This is a genomic window from Danxiaibacter flavus, assembly GCF_041060425.1.
Lineage (GTDB): Bacteria > Bacteroidota > Bacteroidia > Chitinophagales > Chitinophagaceae > Danxiaibacter > Danxiaibacter flavus.
Genome location: NZ_JAULBC010000002.1, coordinates 341,851 through 363,065 on the forward strand (window position 1 = coordinate 341,851; position 21,215 = coordinate 363,065).

General features: G+C 41.6%; 19 protein-coding genes. 9 read left to right on the forward strand and 10 right to left on the reverse strand.

Translation table 11 applies throughout. The features are described 5' to 3' along the window. Positions 1-71: 71 nt before the first annotated feature. Both QTN47_RS07095 and QTN47_RS07100 read left to right on the forward strand, forming a co-directional pair. On the forward strand, positions 72-2,294 hold the full coding sequence (locus QTN47_RS07095) for a monovalent cation:proton antiporter family protein (protein WP_369328649.1): 2,223 nt from the start codon (positions 72-74) through the stop codon (positions 2,292-2,294). Positions 2,295-2,491: 197 nt separating this feature from the next. Then, positions 2,492-2,734 carry a hypothetical protein gene (locus QTN47_RS07100; RefSeq protein WP_369328650.1) on the forward strand — a complete coding sequence of 81 codons (243 nt, stop codon included), beginning with the start codon at positions 2,492-2,494 and terminating at the stop codon, positions 2,732-2,734. Positions 2,735-3,484: 750 nt separating this feature from the next. On the opposite strand, the gene fbp is transcribed toward QTN47_RS07100, so the two are convergent. After that, the gene (gene fbp, locus QTN47_RS07105; RefSeq protein ID WP_369328651.1) at positions 3,485-4,495 is read right to left on the reverse strand and encodes a class 1 fructose-bisphosphatase; all 1,011 of its coding nucleotides are present in this window, start codon (positions 4,493-4,495) and stop codon (positions 3,485-3,487) included. A gap of 277 nt (positions 4,496-4,772) precedes the next feature. Between fbp and pckA the strand changes: the two genes are divergently transcribed. Next, positions 4,773-6,383 carry a phosphoenolpyruvate carboxykinase (ATP) gene (gene pckA, locus QTN47_RS07110; protein ID WP_369328652.1) on the forward strand — a complete coding sequence of 537 codons (1,611 nt, stop codon included), beginning with the start codon at positions 4,773-4,775 and terminating at the stop codon, positions 6,381-6,383. Between the two features lie 86 nt (positions 6,384-6,469). Here the strand turns inward: pckA and QTN47_RS07115 are convergent, their stop codons facing one another. Both QTN47_RS07115 and QTN47_RS07120 read right to left on the reverse strand, forming a co-directional pair. Then, the gene (locus tag QTN47_RS07115; protein WP_369328653.1) at positions 6,470-7,132 is read right to left on the reverse strand and encodes a dioxygenase family protein; all 663 of its coding nucleotides are present in this window, start codon (positions 7,130-7,132) and stop codon (positions 6,470-6,472) included. Positions 7,133-7,195: 63 nt separating this feature from the next. Continuing rightward, a complete protein-coding gene (locus QTN47_RS07120) occupies positions 7,196-7,555 on the reverse strand; it encodes a SnoaL-like domain-containing protein (protein ID WP_369328654.1) in 360 nt (119 codons plus the stop codon). Between the two features lie 97 nt (positions 7,556-7,652). Between QTN47_RS07120 and QTN47_RS07125 the strand changes: the two genes are divergently transcribed. Further along, the gene (locus tag QTN47_RS07125; protein WP_369328655.1) at positions 7,653-8,426 is read left to right on the forward strand and encodes a class I SAM-dependent methyltransferase; all 774 of its coding nucleotides are present in this window, start codon (positions 7,653-7,655) and stop codon (positions 8,424-8,426) included. Positions 8,427-8,574: 148 nt separating this feature from the next. On the opposite strand, the gene QTN47_RS07130 is transcribed toward QTN47_RS07125, so the two are convergent. The 4 genes from QTN47_RS07130 to QTN47_RS07145 form a co-directional block, all read right to left on the reverse strand. Further along, entirely contained in the window at positions 8,575-9,285 is a 711-nt protein-coding gene (locus tag QTN47_RS07130) for a LytR/AlgR family response regulator transcription factor (protein WP_369328656.1), read from the reverse strand. A gap of 15 nt (positions 9,286-9,300) precedes the next feature. Then, a complete protein-coding gene (locus QTN47_RS07135) occupies positions 9,301-10,338 on the reverse strand; it encodes a sensor histidine kinase (protein WP_369328657.1) in 1,038 nt (345 codons plus the stop codon). Positions 10,339-10,633: 295 nt separating this feature from the next. After that, positions 10,634-10,795, reverse strand: a complete 162-nt coding sequence (locus tag QTN47_RS07140) for a hypothetical protein (protein WP_369328658.1) — start codon at positions 10,793-10,795, stop codon at positions 10,634-10,636. Positions 10,796-11,039: 244 nt separating this feature from the next. Then, complete coding sequence (locus QTN47_RS07145) at positions 11,040-11,477, reverse strand: hypothetical protein (protein ID WP_369328659.1); 438 nt, start codon at positions 11,475-11,477, stop codon at positions 11,040-11,042. 221 nt (positions 11,478-11,698) lie between these two features. Between QTN47_RS07145 and QTN47_RS07150 the strand changes: the two genes are divergently transcribed. The 5 genes from QTN47_RS07150 to QTN47_RS07170 all read left to right on the forward strand — a co-directional run bounded on the left by QTN47_RS07150 (position 11,699) and on the right by QTN47_RS07170 (position 18,686). Further along, positions 11,699-11,974: an ArsR/SmtB family transcription factor gene (locus QTN47_RS07150; protein ID WP_369328660.1), complete on the forward strand. Its 276-nt coding sequence runs from the start codon at positions 11,699-11,701 to the stop codon at positions 11,972-11,974. Positions 11,975-12,200: 226 nt separating this feature from the next. Continuing rightward, positions 12,201-13,277, forward strand: coding sequence for an efflux RND transporter periplasmic adaptor subunit (locus QTN47_RS07155; protein ID WP_369328661.1), 1,077 nt, complete (start codon positions 12,201-12,203; stop codon positions 13,275-13,277). 185 nt (positions 13,278-13,462) lie between these two features. Next, on the forward strand, positions 13,463-16,600 hold the full coding sequence (locus QTN47_RS07160; protein WP_369328662.1) for an efflux RND transporter permease subunit: 3,138 nt from the start codon (positions 13,463-13,465) through the stop codon (positions 16,598-16,600). Between the two features lie 12 nt (positions 16,601-16,612). Then, on the forward strand, positions 16,613-17,974 hold the full coding sequence (locus QTN47_RS07165; RefSeq protein WP_369328663.1) for a TolC family protein: 1,362 nt from the start codon (positions 16,613-16,615) through the stop codon (positions 17,972-17,974). Between the two features lie 331 nt (positions 17,975-18,305). Then, complete coding sequence (locus tag QTN47_RS07170) at positions 18,306-18,686, forward strand: hypothetical protein (RefSeq protein ID WP_369328664.1); 381 nt, start codon at positions 18,306-18,308, stop codon at positions 18,684-18,686. A 230-nt stretch (positions 18,687-18,916) separates the two neighbouring features. Here the strand turns inward: QTN47_RS07170 and QTN47_RS07175 are convergent, their stop codons facing one another. From QTN47_RS07175 to QTN47_RS07185, 3 genes are all read right to left on the reverse strand, one after another. After that, the gene (locus QTN47_RS07175) at positions 18,917-19,147 is read right to left on the reverse strand and encodes a hypothetical protein (protein ID WP_369328665.1); all 231 of its coding nucleotides are present in this window, start codon (positions 19,145-19,147) and stop codon (positions 18,917-18,919) included. A gap of 273 nt (positions 19,148-19,420) precedes the next feature. After that, a complete protein-coding gene (locus tag QTN47_RS07180) occupies positions 19,421-19,606 on the reverse strand; it encodes a hypothetical protein (protein ID WP_369328666.1) in 186 nt (61 codons plus the stop codon). Between the two features lie 505 nt (positions 19,607-20,111). Then, complete coding sequence (locus QTN47_RS07185; RefSeq protein WP_369328667.1) at positions 20,112-21,209, reverse strand: efflux RND transporter periplasmic adaptor subunit; 1,098 nt, start codon at positions 21,207-21,209, stop codon at positions 20,112-20,114. Between the last annotated feature and the right edge of the window lie 6 nt (positions 21,210-21,215).

Sequence of the window (21,215 nt, forward strand, 5' to 3'; positions counted from 1 at the left end):
TAAAGCTTGTTCAATATTGTGCTACGGCTGCAGAAGTTTTATTTTATAATTATTCAATCCGGCAAAAAAATATGATTCATATACCACAACTAATTATTGATCTTGGTTTGATACTGGCAGTCGCGGCTGTAGTTACACTTCTTTTTAAAAAATTAAAACAACCGCTGGTATTGGGATATATCATTGCGGGATTACTGGTAAGCCCTAACTTCAAATTATTCCCCAGCATTACGGATCATGAGAACATTGAAGTATGGGCAGAGATTGGCGTCATCATCCTTTTGTTCAGCCTCGGACTTGAATTTAGTTTTAAGAAGCTCATAAAAGTAGGCGGCTCCTCGTCTATCACGGCCCTGGTGCAGATCATTTGCATGATCGCCCTCGGCTATCTGACAGGTCAACTGATGCACTGGTCTCAAATGGATAGTATTTTCCTGGGAGCTATTCTTTCTATGTCTTCAACAACGATCATACTTCGTGCATTTGATGAATTGAATGTAAAAAACAAAAAATTTGCAGGTGTTGTATTTGGCGCGCTGATCATTGAAGATCTTGTTGCCATTGTGTTGATGGTATTGCTGTCAACCATTGCCGTGAGCAGGGAATTTGCGGGCTGGGACATGCTGCTTTCTATTTCTAAATTGCTGTTCTTTTTAATTCTGTGGTTTGTCTCGGGCATATTTTTTATTCCCACTTTTTTAAAGAAAGCAAAAGTTTTGATGAATGATGAAACCATGCTCATCGTGTCCCTCGGCTTGTGTTTTGTAATGGTTTTTCTTGCCGGCAAAGCAGGTTTTTCGCCGGCGCTGGGTGCATTCATAATGGGCTCAATCCTGGCTGAAACAAGACAGGGTGAAAAGATAGAACATTTGGTAGCACCTGTTAAAGACCTTTTTGGGGCAGTATTCTTTGTTTCCGTAGGTATGCTCATCAATCCTTCAACTTTGCTGGATTATATCTGGCCGATTCTTATTGTTACACTTATCACTATCATAGGTAAAACATTCGGCACAATGCTTGGCGCATTGATATCCGGGCAGCCTTTGAAACAGTCAGTACAAGCCGGTATGAGCCTTGCGCAGATTGGTGAGTTCTCTTTCATTATTGCAACGCTCGGTGTTACGCTTAAAGTGACCAGCGATTTTCTTTATCCCATTGTGGTTGCCGTATCCGCTATAACAACATTTACAACGCCTTACTTTATCAAGGCTTCAACTCCGGTGTATAACTGGCTGGAGAAAAAATTGCCACCCAAACTCATCAACAAACTCGCGGGCTATAGCAGTGCAACAGACTCTATCAGATCAGTGAGTGATTGGCGGGTAGTCGTTCGCGCAACTGTCGTACAGGTCATTGTTTGTTCCGTTATTCTAACCGGGGTTTCTCTTATTGCATCGAGATATATTTCGCCCATGTTTGCTTCAGGTAAAAACGGCAACTGGATCCCACTGATCATAACCGTTGTTACGATCCTTATTTCGTCGCCATTCATATGGGCACTTGCAATAAGAAAAATACAGCCGGAAAAAACAATAAAACTATTATCGAACGCGAAGTATAAAACACCTCTGCAGGTTCTCCAGCTGATCCGTATATTGATTGCAATGTTTTTTGTGGGGATGATCCTGAATAACCTTCTCTCCTCTTATGTTGCATTTGGTGCGTTCATTCTGGTAGCAATTGTTATTGGTTTTAATTACAAGAAACTACAACTGGTATACGACAAAATTGAACAGCGTTTTATCAGCAATTTTAATGAGAAAGAAAAAATGCAGGAGAAAGAATCGGGTTCCCATCTTGCGCCCTGGGATGCACACATGGCAAGCTTTACACTGAGTCCTGATTTTACACAAATCGGTACTACGCTGAATGAACTGCAACTGCGCGAAAAAATGGGTATCAATATCGTTCTCATCAAAAGGGGCAATTTTACAATAATGTTGCCTCAACGAGATGAAAGACTTTATCCTTCTGACATATTGCACGTAATAGGGACTGATGAACAACTGGAAACATTCAGAAACTATTTGCAGGAACATTCCAAACAAACGCCTGTGCATGTTTCAACAGAAGATGATATTCTGCTTCAGCAAATGGAAGTAAAAAAGGACTCGGAATTTGTGGGCAAAACAATTAAAGATTCTGCTATTCGCGAACGGACGAAAGGCTTGGTGGTGGGGATAGAGCGCGATGGTAACCGCATTCTAAATCCTTCGTCTACATTGGTTTTGCATGAAAAGGATGTGTTATGGATAGCAGGCAACCGGAAAAGGCTGCGGCTCCTCGCGAAGTAGATTGAACCACGGAGGCACGGCGACAAAAAGACACATAGGCGTTATGTTTTACTTCGCTGAAATGTCTGAAAAAAAACAAAATGCAATTTGATTATAAGTAAAAAAGCGTTGTGAACTCTTTGTGTCGTCCTGCCTCCGTGGTTCCAAAAAAACTTTGGTCAGGTTTTTGCTTAGTGTGCGAAAAATACTTTCATTTCATGGATAACCTGTGCTTCATCAGCAATTTTGAGGAAATTAAGACTACGAGAACTTTTGTGCAATATCCATCACCAGAACAGTTTGGAGACTATAAAATATTCATAGGCGGCAATTTTATTTTTGTAGAAAACGCGAAAAACGTCGTGGCGCGATTCAGCTTTTCCAACTTTTCCACCAATATAGACGATGAACTAATTGAAAGGTCCATCCTTCTCATCAGAAAGCGCTATCCGTATTTCTAAAGCGGGGCGGGTTTCACCCGGCGGGCAGGAAGACGGCGAGGGTTTCACGCAAAGACCGCAAAGGAGTAAAGACGCAAAGGATTGATTACTTAACTCATTTTCATTTCAATATTTGGCGACCCTGGTTTCACGCAGCGGCCGCAAAGAAGCAGCGACGCAACGGCCAGACCTTCACGCAGTTTTTTATTGTTTGTGTTTCACGCAAAGACGCAAAGGAGCAGCGACGCTAAGGATTGATTATTTAACTCATTTTCTTTTCAATATTTAGCGACGGTAGTTTCACGCAAAGAGTGCAAAGAAGCGGCGACGCGAGGGCTAGATTTTCACGCAAAGATCGCAAAGGAGCAGCGACGCAACGGCCAGACTTTCACGCAGTTTTTTATTGTTTGTTGTTTCACGCAAAGACGCAAAGGAGCAAAGACGCAAAGGATTGATTACTTAACTCATTTTCATTTCAATATTTGGCGACCGCAGTTTCGCACAATGAGCGCAGAGAAGCAGCGATGCAACGGCCAAACTTTCACGCAGTTTTTTATTGTTTGTTGTTTCACGCAAAGACGCAAAGGAGCAGCGACGCTAAGATTGATTACTTAACTCATTTTCATTTCAATATTTGGATTTGGCGACCGCAATTTCGCACAATGAGCGCAGAGAAGCAGCGGCGCGGCGAAACTTCTCATCATCTGCACATTCGCAAATTTGCACATTCACCAATTTGCCCATTGTCAATTCTCCATTTTCAATTGTCAATTAAATCAAGCATTTTTCCAGCTCCTCCATCATGTCTTTACTTCCAATAAAGAATGGAGTTCTTTCGTGCAAGGCAATGGGTTGTTTATCCAGTATTCGTTGTTTCCCGTCAGTTGCCTGACCTCCGGCAACTTCAACAATAAAAGCCAGTGGGTTGCATTCATACAACAATCTCAATTTGCCGTTAGGTTGTTGTTTAGACGCGGGATATAAAAATATACCTCCTTTTATCAGGTTGCGATGCACATCGGCCACCATGCTTCCTATATAGCGATTAGAATATGGGCCACCCTGTTCTCCTGCCTTGTGCTGGCATTGATCAATATATTTTTTTACACCTTCTTCATAATTGAAAAAATACCCGTGATTAACGGAGTACACATTGCCGTTGGTCGGGCACTTGATATCAGGATGACTAAAGCAAAACTCACCAATAGAGGGATCCAGTGTAAAACCATTTACACCTCTTCGCGTAGCATAAACCAACATGGTTGAAGATCCATAGATAATATACCCGGCAGCAATCTGTTTAACACCTGGCTGAAGAAAATCGTTCAGTGTGCATGGGCTGCCTATTTCACTCGTGCGTCTGTAAATGCTGAATACAGTGCCGATAGATACATTTACATCAATATTGCTGCTGCCATCCAGCGGATCAAATAGTACGACATATTTGCTGTTACAACTTACTTCATCATCAAATATTTGTATGTCATCACATTCTTCACTGGCAATTCCTGCGCAGCTAATGCCATGCTGCAAAACTTTTATAAATTCATTGTTGGCAAACTCATCCAGCTTCTTTACATCTTCGCCCTGCACATTCACGGCTCCTATTGAACCCAGAATATCAACCAGTCCTGCCTTATTTACTTCAACGTTTATGCGCTTGGCAGCCAGCCCGATCTCTCTCAGTAATGTGCTTAGCTCTCCCGTTGCATTCGGGAAATTGCGAAGCTGTTGAATAGTGAATTCGTCCAGCGTTAATGCCTGTCTGTTAGTTAGCTGCATGTTAGTTTTTTATGGAAGCTACAGAATTGTAACAGCCCAGCCGTCATGTACTTTATGTAAACGTGTGCGCAAAAAAGCTTCATTTTCAAACTTTTTTTTCTTGTTTAATGTTTGCCGCTTCTTGCCTGCAATTGTTCAGTTTTTGCGCCGGTTGTTTAGAAAGTTTCCTGTTCGTTTTCGAAAAAAATTGTTTTTGTTCAATATGTATTACAAACACAGTAGTTTTTTACTAACATACGATTGTTAGCTTTGTAGTTAACAAATCAATTTGCTGTCTATGTTTTCTATTGCTTCTGCCACAGACCTACAGCATTTCGCTTCTACCGGATTGTATTTGCTAAATGACGTACACTACCAGGAAACACCGTCCGACCTTATACAAGAAACGCTGGCCCTGCACGAAGGGCAATTAAATGATACCGGTGCGCTTGTTATTGAAACAGGTAAGTTTACAGGTAGATGTCCGAAAGACAAGTTTATTATTTACGACGATATAACAAAAGGCAGTGTTGACTGGAATGACTTTAACCAACCACTGGAGGAAAAATATTTCCACATTATTCACAAAAAGATGAAGGACCATCTTGATATGCGGCCCGACATATGGATCCGTGATTGCTACGCATGTGCATCTCCGGAATACAGATTAAACATAAGGGTAGTCACTGAAAATCCGTGGATGAACCTTTTTGCTTATAACATGTTCCTTCGTCCCGGTGAAGAAGAACTGGACAGCTTTGTTCCGGAATGGCATGTTCTATGCGCTCCGGACCTACAGCTAAATGCTGAGGAGTGCGGCATCAAAAATTCCAATGCCGCGGTAATATCTTTTACGCATAAAACAATTCTTATAGCAGGCACGGGCTATACAGGTGAGATAAAAAAAGGCATATTCAGTGTGCTGAATTTCCTGATGCCTTTACAGAAACATGTACTAAGCATGCACTGTTCTGCAAACACAGGCAAGCGGGGCGATGTGGCTTTGTTCTTCGGATTAAGCGGCACAGGAAAAACAACGTTAAGTGCCGACCCGTCTCGAAAATTAATTGGAGATGATGAGCACGGCTGGAGCAATGATGGCGTATTCAATTTTGAAGGCGGTTGTTATGCAAAATGCATTAACCTGAGCTGTGATAAAGAACCTGATATTTTCAATGCTATAAAACATGGTGCTCTTGTTGAAAATACAAGATTTGCTGAGGGCAGCAACCAGATTGATTTTACCAACAGTTCAATCACAGAAAATACACGCGTTTCCTATCCTATCCATTATATTACCAACGCAGTGCATCCGTCTGTGGGAAGCATACCGCAAAATGTATTCTTCCTTACATGTGACGCATATGGCGTTCTGCCACCTGTTTCCCGGTTAACTGCACCACAGGCCATGTATCAGTTTATCTCAGGATATACCGCCAAGGTAGCTGGTACTGAAACAGGCGTAAAAGAACCTTCATCCACTTTTAGTGCGTGCTTTGGTGCGCCATTCCTGCCGTTACATCCCGGTAAATATGCGGCTATGTTGGGCGAGAAACTGAAACATCACAAAGTAAAAGTCTGGATGATCAATACAGGTTGGACAGGTGGCCCTTACGGCACGGGAAAACGCATTGACCTGGCTTTGACAAGAAAAATGGTCACTGCTGCTCTCGACGGTTCACTGGACGATGTAGCTTATCGCCCTCATCCTGTTTTCGGAATGCTCATGCCATTAAGCTGCCCGGGCGTTCCATCTGAAATACTCGATCCTGTAAATACCTGGAAAGAACGGCAAGCCTCCTCCGTTATGGCAAACAAACTTGCCGCTCAGTTTACTAAAAACTTTGAAAAATATGCAAGTGGTGTTGACAGCGAAATCATCGCTGCCGGCCCTGCATTAATGCAGTAGCCAATATTCTTCTTGTGAAACAGTACATGTAAGCCGGCAGGGTTTTGGTCCTTACCGGCTTTTTTATAGTTGGGACTACTTGTTGATCAGGTAAGCGCTATTTTGTATTTGCCGACAAGCTGATTGGCACCATCCTTTGTAATCTCCATTGTAAGTGCCTTAAACCGGCTCTCATCCTTGTCTCCATGCAATTCAATGTCCTGCGCAACTGTTACGTTATTAAGACCTTTGGGGTAAAGCGGATTTTTGTATACAGCTTCTTCAATATGCTTGGGGAAAAAGAGATTAGAAGTTAAGGCTACCGAATTGTTCACATGTACCTTCAAATGCAAATGCGTTAAACGCCCGTTGTACCATCCCGGGAAAATTGATTGAAATTTGCATTCACCTTTTTTATCGGTTTTTTGGTACCCCCGCAACCAGGTTTGATTAAGCGATTGTTGCGCCTCAAAATCCGAATAGCGACCTTCAGCATCACATTGCCAAATGTCCACAATTGCTCCTTCAACAGGCTTGCAATGCTTATCTTCCACCATGAAAAGATATGTTATCGGCACGCCTGCCCTGCTTTCCCTGATGTCTGCCCGATTTAGCTTCTCATCCTTATAGTATGGCCCTTCATTTACCGGAGGCGTTATAGGATCATTACAATCTGTAACAAGCTGTACACCTTTTCCTCTTCTTGCAGAAGACAAAAAAGATGCAACAAATGAAAGCCCGATAAGTGCGAGAAACCTGGTCCTGTTCATCGTTAGAAGTTTAACCTAATGTATAAACTTCCATCCTTTTTTGCAAGTGTATTTCCCGTTTTTCTACATGAAAAATTGTTCAGAGACGATCTTGTCGTTTTTAACATGATAAACACATAATTCACCCATTTTTGAACGCTCGTGACCTTTCATTTTCATATCCATCGAAAGCGTAAATGCAATAACATTCTCTGCAACCAGCGGATCGGAAATGTCCAGGTGATGCATTTTTTCAACCATAGATTCAAACTTGTGTCCTTTTTCGATAATCGCTTTCAATCCTTTGGTTTCTTTGTCAAAGTCAGGTGTGCTATAGGGCTCAATACTGATGGCATCTTCTGCAAACAGTTCTTTTTGAGCAGCTTCAAATTCTCCTTTGCGGCAGAGTTCTACAAGGCGATTTGCAACTTTTTCTGTTGACATGGCGATCGTATTTTAAGGTAAAAGTAATATCGGAATATTCAGCATGAAAGTATCGTGCCAGTTATTTTATTGTAAGGAATTGGAATAAATTTGGGTTATGAATGATAAGCTATCTTCCATGAATCCGACCGGCAGGTTTACCAATCGCGTTGAGAATTACGTAAAATTCCGTCCATCATATCCGCCTGAATTAATTCAGTTTCTGCAGACAAAAGCCGGGTTGTCGTCACAAGCCGTTGTTGCAGATATTGGTTCAGGAACAGGCATACTTACAGAACTGTTGTTGCACAATGCGAAAAAAGTTTACGCAGTAGAGCCTAATGCAGCAATGCGCGCAGCGGCTGAAATAAAACTGAGTGCTGTATGCAACTATCAAAGTATTGAAGGGACTGCTGAACATACCACACTGGCAAACAAGAGTGTACACCTTATAACTGTTGCACAGGCTTTTCACTGGATGGAACCTGTGGCAACAAGAAAAGAGTTTGAACGCATTTTAGATAACCGCGGGCATGTGGCGCTCATCTGGAATCTGCGCGACAATACGGCTCCGTTTATGAAAGAATATGAAGAACTAAAAATGGCATTTGGAAAGGATTATCTTGATACGAAACGTGCGGATGAAGAAACCATCACTGCTTTTTTCAGAAACGATCCGATGATTGTAGAATCATTTCCCAATCCACAACTAATGGATTTTACATCGCTCAAAGGCCAGCTTGAATCAGCTTCCTATATGCCACTGGAGGGAGAACCGCGTTATGAAGAAATGATCGCAACACTCGAAAAGCTGTTTAATACCTATCAACAAAACGGAACAATTCAAATGGATTTTTATACAAAGGTTTATATGAACAGACTGCCGCTTTGATGTACGATGTTAGATGTACGATGTTAGATGTACGGTGTTAGGTGTGGTGAAGATCGCTAATGTCTGATGTGTTGATCTCTGTTTTTTTGATGCCTGATGCGCAGGGAGCATTTTTTTGAATTTTGACTTTTGAATTTTGACTTTTATTTCATCTTTTCAAAAACTTTCCGCTCAGTATCTTCTGCATCACTTCGTCTTTGTTTGCACGGCTTACCGGAATTTTGTGTGTATCGATCACCAATTCGTTGCCATCTACACTTTCTACTTTACTTAGCTGTACGATAAATGATTTGTGTACCCGTAAAAAACGGCTGGCAGGTAAAGCTTCCTCTATGCTTTTGAATGTGAGGTAAGTAATGTATTTTTTTGTTTTTGTAAAGATGGTTACATAATTCTGGGTGGCTTCAACAAAAAGGATATCATCGTAATACACTTTCACAAGTTTGTTATCAGCTTTGATGAAAATAAAATCATCTTCAGCTGAAGGCGTGGCGGTTCTGGCAGATAAATACTCTTTTGCCTTCATCGCGGCTTTTACAAACCTGTTAAACGCGATCGGCTTTACAAGGTAATCCAGCACATCCAGTTCAAATCCTTCCAGCGCATATTCCGGATAAGCCGTTGTAATTACCGTAAGCGGCGGATTGGTCATTGTTTTAAGAAACTCAAGGCCCGACAAACGCGGCATTTGAATATCCAGGAACAATAATTGAATTTTTCCGGCCTTAATTTGTTCCACCGCTTTTAATGGAGTATCGTATTCACCTACAAGATTTAAAAAATCCATATCAGCTATATACTCTTTCAAGCCTTTACGGGCAAGCGGTTCGTCATCAATTATTGCACAGTTGATCATCATAGCGCTAAAATAAAATTATCGTTCAGCATCTATTGCCAGCTTTAATGAAACTAAGAAATTACCGGGATTGTTTTGTACAACAAGTTCATGTTTTCCGGGATATAACAGTTCCAGTCTGCGTTTCACATTTTTCAACCCGATACCCTCACGGGATAACGGTTCCGGATGAATGTTATCAGCTGTATTTTCAATATTAAATAAGAGCGATGAATCATTTTTACCGATCGAGATATTTACTTCATTCTTTTTGTCGTTAAAAAAAGACAAATGCTTGAAAGCATTTTCAACAAACGGAATAAGTAGCAATGGCTCTATTGAAAAGCCTTTCACGGAAGGTGAACAATTAAAATTGATCTCGCAGCGTTCGCCTGTTCTCAGCCGCTGAAGATCAATGTAATTTTTTATGTAGTCCAGTTCTTTTTCAATGCTCGTTTTATGCCCGTTGCATTCATACAGCTGGTAGCGCAACATACCGGAGAACTTATGCAAAGCATCACGCGCTTCAGCATTCTCCTTATTGATGAGAAAGTAAACGGCATTCAACGAATTAAATACAAAATGCGGATTGATCTGCGATTTTAAGAAGTTAAGCTCGGCTTCTGCGTTTTCTTTAGCCATCTCTCCCATTCTTTTTTGCGCCTTCGCGTAATCCAGGATCAGCTTAAAGCCCGCACCTGTACTAACGAGCAACAAATGTGGAATGGTGTTATCATAAAACAATCGCTTAAAGTTCCTGAACACATTGAATAATTCGGGATGATGTACCAGTTGCCCTTCAATGTACATTTTCAACCAGCTTGACCCGACAATAAACAATAAAAAGATTATGCCAAACAAGACATATTTTTTTCTGTACAGGAGTTTCGGGATAAGCAGATAGTTGGTTACATACACCATAAAGGCCAGGTCCGTTACCTTAAGCAAAGTAATGTTGAATGCAAGCCTTTTGCTGCTATAGTCCTCATACCTGAAAAAATACCAGGCAGCAAAAAGCGCACACCAGAATAAAAGGTGATAAAGGATGTTGCGCTTTATGAGAGGTGCGTTCGACATAGCTATTGGCTGTCAGCTCAGAGCTGGACAGCAATTGTAATTTAAGGTATTTATTGGAGAGAGGCGTGAGGTGGAAGGCGGAAGGCTTGAGGCATAAGGCGTCAGGTATCAGGTTTTAGCCGTTTTCGAATCACCTGATCTGATTTCTAAAAAGGGCATTTCATATTTCTCTATTACCAGGAATAGAAAACTCTGATTAAGACCTAACCAGTTCTACCTTTTAAATTTTTACTTTTGAATTTTGACTTCCTTACACCTCACACCTCACACCTGACACCTGAAACCTGAACCCTTTTTAGATTCCTGCCAACAACTGTCCATTCGGAATCAACTGCCCGGCGGCATAATACAACTGAAAGTGTGTGTTCTTTTTTTGTACTTCAAGAATATCCTTTACGGGAATACTCATAGAAGAAGTTGCAGAATTGGCGTTGCCGAATTTCCATTCTTTGATCACGTTGCCGCTTGCATCTTTTAAAATTAGCTGTGAGCTTTTAGCTATGAGCTATGAGCTGGACAGCAATTGTGATTTAAGATATTTATTGGAGAGAGGTATCAGGTGTCAGGTGTCAGGTATCAGGAATTAGGAATCAGGTTCCAGGTTACAGGTAAGCTTATTATCAGGCGACAGCTTTAGCTAAAAGCTGATAGCTGACAGCTGACAGCTCACCTGAAACCTGACACCTGATACCTGAAACCTCTTAAATCCCTGCCAACAACTGTCCATTCGGAGTCAACTGCCCGGCGGCATAATACAACTGAAGGTGTGTGTTCTTTTTTTGTACTTCAAGAATATCCTTTACGGGAATACTCATAGAAGAAGTTGCAGAATTGGCGTTGCCGAATTTCCATTCTTTGATCACGTTACCGCTTGCATCTTTTAAAACAAGACTCCTGTCTTTGGCAAGCTCACCATGACAGTGCGTGTAGTAAACAACCAACATGTCGCCGCTCTTTGCTTCTTCCAGAGGAAGCGTAATGGTGCTTTGATTTGCAGCCTGGCTTACCAACAGCTTTCCGTTAAGATAGATCTTATAACTATCCAGGCCTGCGAGCGCTGTCGCACAAAAAAATAGTACAGCCATTGCCATCAGCAGCAACGGTTTGTAAAATGATTGCTTTACAATAAAACGTTTCATACAATAGTTTTTTTAGTGATAGATAAAAGTTTGTTTGTAACAGCAAAACAAGAAAAACTAACAGGGCTGATAAATTTTGTTTGATGATCTGAATGAAAGACTTGATAAGATGTAACAAAATGCGGCAGGCAACGTTATAAGGAGGCATGCCCCGGAAACAGGGATATTAAAATTTGTTGAATCGACAAAAAAAATGCTTTTTTGTAAAAAATCCGCACAAAATGGATACAAAGAAGGCTGAGAAAATTTCAAAAGCACTGGCAGATACTACCAGGCTTACTATTTTAAAAGAAATTAAGAAAAGTAAAGACTGCCTTTATTGTGTGGATCTGAATGAAACCCTTAACCTGGCGCAACCTTCTATTTGTCATCATGTTAAACAACTGGTAGATACGGAATTGATCTTTTCTGAGAAAAATGGTCGCAACGTACGCTACTCCCTTAACAACAAAATGCTGGATGAATATATCTCGTTTATAGAGGGCCTTAAAATATAAGGCAATTTTTTTTAAAAAAATACATTGAAATATTTAAATGTTTCTATAGCTTTGTTTTCCCAATCGATAAAAAGGCGTTGACTCAGGCAAAAAAATAAAACGACTAACTAACAGGCAACAGCAATTAACTCCCGACAAAGTTTTGATTTGAATTTCTATTTTTTGTTTTTGCAATCGCTAATTTATCGAAAAATTTAAATAAATCAATAAATAAAACGCCAGACTAATGAGTAACCATTCATTACAGACACGATTCATCACGCTCTTTTATATTCCGGCCTTGCTACTATTGCTTACAGGATGCGTAGTAAAAGGAAAAGAGCCAGAAAGGAAGGCTGTAGCAGCTATTCCGCAAGCCACACCGGTAGATGGCAACATTGTGCAGCCCTCTGTTTTAAAACAGCAAATGGAAGTAACCGGCACCCTGGTAGCCAATCAACAGGTTGATATAGTAAGTGAGTTAACGCGTAAGATCGTTCGCGTTAACGTCAAGGAAGGCTCCGTTGTAACCAAAGGCGAATTACTTTTTCAACTGGACGATGCCGATCTTAAAGCGCAACTGGAAAAACTTCGTCAGCAGGAAAAACTGGCTGTATTGAACGAAGAAAGGCTGCACGACCTGATTAAACATGAAGCAGTTGTTCAGCAGGATTACGACCAGGCATTTACCAATCTGAAAGTATTGCAGGCACAAATAAGCGAACTGCAGGTGATGATCAGCAAAACACTTATCAGGGCTCCTTTTGACGGGCAAATAGGTATTATTAAAGTTTATCCCGGGGCCATTGTATCGACCAATACGGTGCTCACCAACATACAGGATAACAGCGTTGTAAAAGTTGAATTTAATGTACCGGAAAAATATACATCCATCATAACTCCGGGCAGTGAACAGACTTTCACAGTTGCTTCTGATAGCAGGCAATACAAGGCTGCTGTTATAGCCAGAGAATCAAAACTGGATCAAAACACACGTACACTGCTTGTAAGAGCTGTTGCGCAAAATCCGGGCAGGGTTCTGTTACCAGGACAAAGCGCAAGGTTAAATCTGTCGCTGCATTCTTCATCAAATGCTTTACTGGTTTCATCACAGGCATTAATGCCATCCAGCCAGGGGTATAATGTATTTGTTTCCAGAAACAACAAAGCAGAGTTGGCAGCAGTAGAGATTGGTGAACGCAATCCTTATTCAGTAGAAATTGTAAAAGGCTTACAGGCAGGAGATACTGTTGTTACGAGCAATCTGCTGAGATTGTCTCCAGGCTCAGATGTAAGATTTGTAACGATAAAAAGTCAAAAGTAAAATGCAAAGTCAAAAGTAAAAATTCAAAAGTAAAAACTTAAGGTCAGTCATCACTCTTATATGCAGGCACCGAAAATTTAGAAAAGATTACACGTAGTAATCACGGACCGCATCGCATCGATTTTTTGACTTTTGAATTTTGACTTTTTGCTTCTCTCCTCTTCCAGTAATTAACAAACATATTTATGAGTGCTATTTCACAAGTAAGCATATCCCGGCCGGTATTGGCGGGGGTAATGTCAGTCCTTTTGATTTTATTTGGCATCGTCGGCTACACTTATTTAGGAACAAGAGAATACCCGGTAACGGACTCTCCTATTGTTACCGTAACGACAGTGTATCCTGGCGCCAGCGCAGATATCATCGCTTCCCAGGTAACCAAACCATTAGAGGAAGCTATTGCCGAAGCAAACGGCATACGCGCACTGAGTTCAGTGTCGCGCGAACAGGTGAGTATTATCACTGTTGAGTTTAATCTGAATGCAGATCTTGAAGCTGCAGCCAACGATGTGAGAGATAAAGTTTCCAAATCGCGGCAACAGCTTCCTTCGGATATTGAACCAACTATTGTTGAAAAAGCCGGCCCCGCTGATTTCCTCGTTTTTCTTACGGTACAAAGTGATACCAAGAGCCTGGAAGACATCACAGACTTCGTAAACATCAACATAAAAGAAAGACTGCAATCTATACCGGGCGTGCGTTTGGTAGATTCATATGCCGGTCGCAAGCGGGCTATGCGTTTGAGAATGGACCCGGTTAAACTTGCAGCTTATAATCTTACGCCGACAGACATACAGAACGCATTGCAGCGCGAAAACGTAGACCTTCCCAGCGGGCGCATTGAGGGGGAGAGTACAGAAGTCACTTTAAGAACACAGGGAAGGTTGGTAACGGAAGATGACTTCAACAACATGATCGTTAGCGAAAAAGACGGTGCCATTGTACGTTTTAAAGATGTAGGCACGGCTATCATGTCTTCACAAAATGAACGCACCGCGATGATCGTTGCTGAAGGCCAGACAGCCCGCTACGGCGTGGGAACAGGCGTGCAACCGCAACGTGGTGCCAACTCGCTCGCTATTGTTGACGAGTTTAAAAAACGCTTTGCAGATATTGTAAAAACTGCACCAAAGGATTACATTATTTCACTCGGTAAAGATTTCACCGTACCTGTACGAAATTCTTTATCAGAAGTAGAAGAAACACTGTTACTAGCTTTTGGCCTGGTTGCGTTGATCATCTTTATATTCCTCCGCGACTGGCGAAGCACGATCATTCCGCTGGTGGCCATCCCGGTATCCATCATCTCGGCCTTCTTCATTATGTATATCTGTAACTTTTCCATCAACGTACTAACGTTACTCGGGTTAGTGCTGGCAATCGGCTTGGTGGTGGATGACGCCATTGTGGTGCTGGAAAATATCTATGCAAAAGTGGAACAGGGCATGACACCTTTGCAGGCCGCTCGAAAGGGTTCAAATGAAATATACTTTGCAGTTATCTCAACCACGGTTACACTGGCCGCTGTATTTCTACCCATTCTATTCCTGGGAGGGATTACAGGACGATTGTTCAAGGAGTTTGCAATTGTTGTATCAGGCTCTGTGCTTATCTCCGCATTCGTGGCTTTAACGCTCTCCCCCATGATGAGCGCCTATCTTTTAAAAGCCGGCGCATCACACGGATGGTTGTATAAAAAGACAGAACCATTTTTTGTGAAACTGAATAATGGTTATGCAAAATCATTGCGTTTCTTCTTCAAAGCAAGATGGGCCGCGTTTATCATTTTGATATTGTCTTTTGGCATTGCTTATCTGCTTGCTCCAAAACTTCCTTCAGAGCTGGCGCCGCTTGAGGACAGATCGATGGTTGGTCTCGCAGTGATAGCGCCTGAAGGCACTTCTTATGAAAGCATGGAAGCGACGATGAAAGAGATCAGTAACTATGTTGCAGACTCAATACCGGATCTAAACGAAAACCGTACGTATGCAGCCGTTGCTGCTTCTTCCGGAACATTGGTTCAACCTGTTAACGGTGGCTTTCAGTGGATTTTTCTGAAAGATCCAAAAGAAAGAAAAAGCGGCATGACTCAGGCGCAGGTCTTTCAAAAACTGGTACAGGCATCGCAACGGTTCAGGAATGTGATGTGTATACCGATTCAAATTCCAACCATCGGCGGATTCTCCAGCTCGCAACCATTACAGTATGTTGTACAAGCTCCAGATCTGAAAAGCCTGGTTGACATTATGCCCAAATTAATGGGCGAAGTTTACCAGAGTAAAAAGCTCAGCTTCCAGGATCCTGACTTTAAAATCAACCGACCGGAAATAGGCATCAATATTGATCGTCAGCGCGCAGCACAATTAGGAATTTCAACACAGGAAATTGGCCGCACATTACAGCTTGCATTAAGTGGACGCCGTTATGGTTATTTTATTTATAACGACAGGCAGTATGAAGTGATCGGTCAGTTGGAAAGAAAAGAGCGTTCAGCTCCTGCTGATCTTAGCTCTCTGTTTCTTAAATCAGGAAGCGGCGAGATGGTTTCTTTGGACAACCTGGTAAGCAGAAAAGAAAGTGTGAGTCCCCCTGCTATTTATCGTTACAATCAATCATACAGTGCAACCATCTCAGCCACTCCAGCTGCAGGCGTGAGTCTCGGTGAAGCAATCAAAGAAATGAACGGCATCGCAGGTAAAGTGTTGCCAAAGAGTTTCAGAACTGATCTTGCCGGTCAGAGCCGTGACTTTTCCGAAAGCAGTTCCAGCCTTGTGTTTGCATTCATTTTTGCCATCATCCTGATTTACCTGGTTTTAGCGGCTCAGTTTGAAAGTCTTATAGATCCGTTCATCATTCTGTTGACTGTACCAATGGCTATCACCGGAGCGTTACTGAGCCTATGGGTTACAAATCAATCGATCAATATTTTCAGTGAGATAGGCATGATCATGCTGATCGGTTTGATTACGAAGAATGGGATCCTTATTGTGGAGTTCGCCAACCAACGTAAAGAAGAAGGTATGAGTGTTAAAGACGCTGTATTGGCTGCTGCAATATCAAGGTTCAGGCCGATCCTGATGACTACACTTGCAATGATCTTCGGTACACTTCCTATCGCACTTTCATTAGGAACTTCTTCAGGCAGCAGAACATCATTGGGAATTGTGGTTGTAGGTGGGCTGTTGTTTGCGGGTATCTTAACACTATACGTAATTCCGGCAGTATATGCCTATTTCTCACGTCCTCATAAAAAGAAAGCGATTGAGGAACCTGCTGTCACTTTTACAACTGAAGCAGAACATGCACCCCTTATTCATTCATAAAAAGATATTATCATGACTCAGTACAGCCATAAATATTTTATCTATACGCTCATCGGCTTTGTGTTGCTGTGCCTTGTTTCGTACCTGGCGCAGGCGCAGGAGCCAGCATCAGTCATGCGATTAAAGCTGCAGGACGCTGTCGCATTGGCAATCCGCAATAATCGCGACGTTAAAGTGTCCGCACTTTCTATTGAAAGATCGCAGCAGCAAACGCGTATCGCACGCAGCCTTTATTTGCCAACCATTAGCGCGAATGCACAAGTGGCGCATTATTTTTCACAACCCGTATTTTTCGGATTTGGACAGGAAGAATCTGATGGCAAAATTCCATATGGAAGATTTGGAGGCAACGATCAGGCATTTGCTGCTCTGAACGTTATTCAGCCTTTGTACGCGCCAACTGCGAGGGCTGAAAATGTTCGATCTAAATTATTGGAACAGGAAAGCAAACTGGCGCTGAGCAACAAAGAAACTGAGATAGCAGCATATGTAAAACTGCTCTATCTGCAAATACTCGTGTTGAACGAACGCATTCACCTGCAAAAAGAAAGTCTTGGGCGAAATATGAAAGCTCTGCAGGATGCCAAATCCTTACTTGCACAGGGACGTGCATTAAGGGTAGATACGTTAAGAGCATATACCTCGGTGAAAAATCTTGAACCAGAATTATTGCAGCTTTCCAATGCCATAGCTGTGAACAAACTTCAGCTTCGCACACAGATAGGAATAGATTCACTGGAAGATTTTGTACTGACAGATTCGTTGATCCTACCGGATGCAGATCAAAGCATTCCTTCAGAGGAAGAAGTATTTAATGAAGCCAAAAGCAAAAGAGGCGATATACAGGCGATTGCTTTGCAACCAGGCATAAAAGAACAGGAAATAACACTGGCAAAGGCGGGAAAAAGGCCGGCTGTTTCACTTGCAGGCCAATACATGATACAAACACAGGCATCGCAAATGAATTACTTTAACGCTTACTATCCTTCAACAACATTTATAGGTGCGCAGGTAAATGTTCCGATTTTCAGTGGAAATAGTAATAATGCCAGAATTCAGCAGGCTTCCATAGCACAAAAGCAGGCGGTTATACAAACAGAAAATGCATACCTACAATTGCGTACCGAGGTAAAACAGGTGGTATCGGGCTTAAATGAAACCATCGCACGATTACAAACGCGGACAACAGTGAAAGAAACCGCTCAGATGAGCTATGATATTACCCAGTACCGCTATGCAAAAGGTGTGGCATCCCGCCTTGAACTAACGGACGCCGAATTGGCGCTAACCACGGCACAATCAAACTACCTGGAAGCAGTGTATGACTATTTATCCGCAAGAATATCGCTGGCCAGAACAACTGGAAGACAGTGAGAAGTAAATGTACGATGTACGATGTGGGATGTACTATGTACGATGTGGTTAATCCTGATTAATGTGCAGGTACCTTAACATCGCAGAGAACGGCATTATAAAAATAGCTAATACAGATGGCGTTTGGTTTATGTTTCCTTGACGACAAGGCCCGGTTAATAGCCGGGCTTTTTTGATATGAGCCGGGTGATGGGAGCATTTGCCGTTGCGGCACCGCTACGCTGCGTTCTCTGCGAGAAACCAGTGCGCCTTTCCTAACCCACAGCAACCATTCATGTATTTTGCATTACCTAATACCTGACATAACACTATATTGCTGAAAAAATTGAAAATGAAAAAGTTATTCATGTCACTGATGCTTGGGCTGGCGACTGCTTTTTTACTATCCTCCTGCCGCCATTCTAATCATAATATCAAAATATCAGTAAAAAATAATGAAGATCTGTACCAATTCTCAGCGTCTTATAACGATAAAAAAACAGGCAAAATAGAAAACCTGATCAATGAGAAAATTGCTCCGACAAGGCTGGAGTGGTCAGGAGATGACGATATTGATGTGACGACCGTTCTTGAAGACAAAACAAAATTTCACCTTGAGTCTTCGCCAGGCGAACTCAGGATCAGGCTTGACAAAACAGAAAACAGCCGCGACTCTTATCTTAAGATAAAAGAGATGTGCGAGGAAATAAAAGACATTATTGCAACCAACTAATTGGATGTAACATATCATTAATACTAACTTCACTTATGAAGCTACAGGTTACATAAAGCCGTCACCGTTAGCATCCTTAGCCTTATGGCAATAAGTGCCTCTTATTTCTGCAGCCATGCTGCAACACAACAAAATATAGCAAGAAACGATTTGACCAGCGTAGGTAAAATGCTTATGAAAATATGCATGATAATATACCGGCCTTACAGATATTCTAACTGAATACCTGTTTACTTAGCGGAAGGAAGGAATGCGCCGTGCGGCCCTGCGAAATAGTTGATTGGTGAACGTTGTCCACGTTTGTTATTATACTTGTAATCAACAAGTAAAGAACTGTCTTTTTCGTCGATATTGAACCATGATCTGTGCAGGTTCTCTGCTTCGGTGTTTTTGTCTGAGCTGTTACTGAAACGTAAAATGGCCGAGACAATACTACTTCGTTTTAAAATTGATGCTTTCATATTTTTTTGTTTTGATGAACACTATCTTTCTACATAAGAAAGATTTGTTTTAACTGAGACCAGATCTGTAACGACCTATAAAAAAAATTGCCTGCTAGTACTAGCAGGCAATCATTATAGTGTTCTTACTTTCGATTTACGGTTAGGTTCCTCTCGATTCTTTGTCTCAATTACAATGCAAACATACGAAAAAATCTGGTTAATCGATTAACCAATGTTTCATGTTGCGGTTATCATTTCGTTAAAACCACTATGACTTAATTAGTTAGTGCATTATTCTTTGCTCAAAAAGAATGCGGGAAACACACCACGACCGCTATAACAAACGTATGTAAGCACTGTTATAATATCGAAAAAATCAAGATACAGAGAATACCCATTTAAACATTCATCCTCAATATTGAGAGAGATCTTCAAACATTCAATAGCAGACTGGGATATGACAATGTCTTTTTTCATTGCCGTCCCGCTTTAGCGTAATGTCATTTAGTTAAGAAAGCGTTGGAGGTTTTGCTCCCTAGGAGCATCCTGTTTTGAAGAATAAAACAGATCGCCCAAGCTCCGGTAGAAGCTACCGGTCAACCGCCACATTAGACTCCGCTGGAGTCTAATGACATTTTAAAATCCTGATTTTCTACAAACAGGGAACTCTGCTGGACCTTTAAAGGTTTTTAACTAAATGACATTGCGCTTTACTGAACGGGAAATGCAAAATCATTGTTCATGGCTTCAGCCTCAAATTATAATTTTTGAGGCTAAAGCCATGCTTTAAGATTAATCAGCATCCGCCGGTTAAAACCGACGGTAATGAATCAAATCACCTGACTTATCACTAAAATAAATCCGCGCATTTTACTTTGATTGCATTTGGCAGATTAACTGTAAGTGCAACAGCTCAATATTTATGTAACCCACAAATACAATCAGCATTTATATTAGAAAAGTGACATTGATACTGTAATCATTACTGCGTTCTTATGGATGCACCATCTCTTATTTCTTCAGATGCGTTCTTTACCAACACGGTTTGTTGCTGAATATTTCCGAATACTTCTGTTAACGAATCTGTCTGCATTCCCCTGTTTACAGGTATCCATTTAGCTTTGCCATTTTCATCAGCAATCACGAATACTTTTTGTGTACTGCTTACCACAGCCGACGTTGGCACAAACAGACTTTTTTCATTACGCACAACAGGAAGCATTACCTGCGCATACATTCCCGGCAAAAGTACTTCGTTTGAATTGGGCACATCAAATTCAGTTACCAGTGAGCGTGTCTGTTGTTCCAATGCAAAAGAGTTGCGTGATAACTTCGCTTTAAAAATTCTTCCCGGCAGCGATGACACTGTGAAATTTGTTTCTGCATTCTTCGCAAGACTCTTTGCATATACTTCAGGAATATTTACTGTAAGACGAAGTACATCTTCCTGCTGCAAAACCAACATTGCATTCTTACCAGATGTTTCATCCGGGCCAACAAGATCACCGACCGAAATATTTCTTTGTGATATAATTCCACTGAACGGTGCCTTAACGGTAAGATAGCTATTTAGTTGTTCTTTAGCTTTTACTATAGCTTCTGCACTTTGAACAGCGGCTTTATCAGCATCTAATTTTGCAGCACTTGTTTCAAGATCAACTGTTGCCACGGCTCCTTTTGTTTTGGCAGCAAGCAACAATCTTTTATTGGTCGCATCATCGGCAGCCTGCCTTGCTTTAAAATCAGCCACATTGGCAATGGCCTGCTGTAACTCAGCTTCCAGCTCAGGTGCTTCAATCACTATAAGCGTTTGACCGGCCTGTACATGACTGCCTCTGTCCACAAATAATTTCTTTACAAAACCTTTTACCTTAGGATATAGCTGCGTGATGTAATAAGGTTTTAACTCACCGGGTAAGCCTACATCCTGCGACGCATCCATTAATGTGGGATGACACACTTCCATTGCCGTTTCTTTTACAGGAGCTTCGCTGCTTGCTTTTTTGGCTTCCCCTGAAGAACAGCCCTGCGCAAACCATAACGCGGCAGGTAGAATGATTATAATAAAATATCGTTTCATAGATAG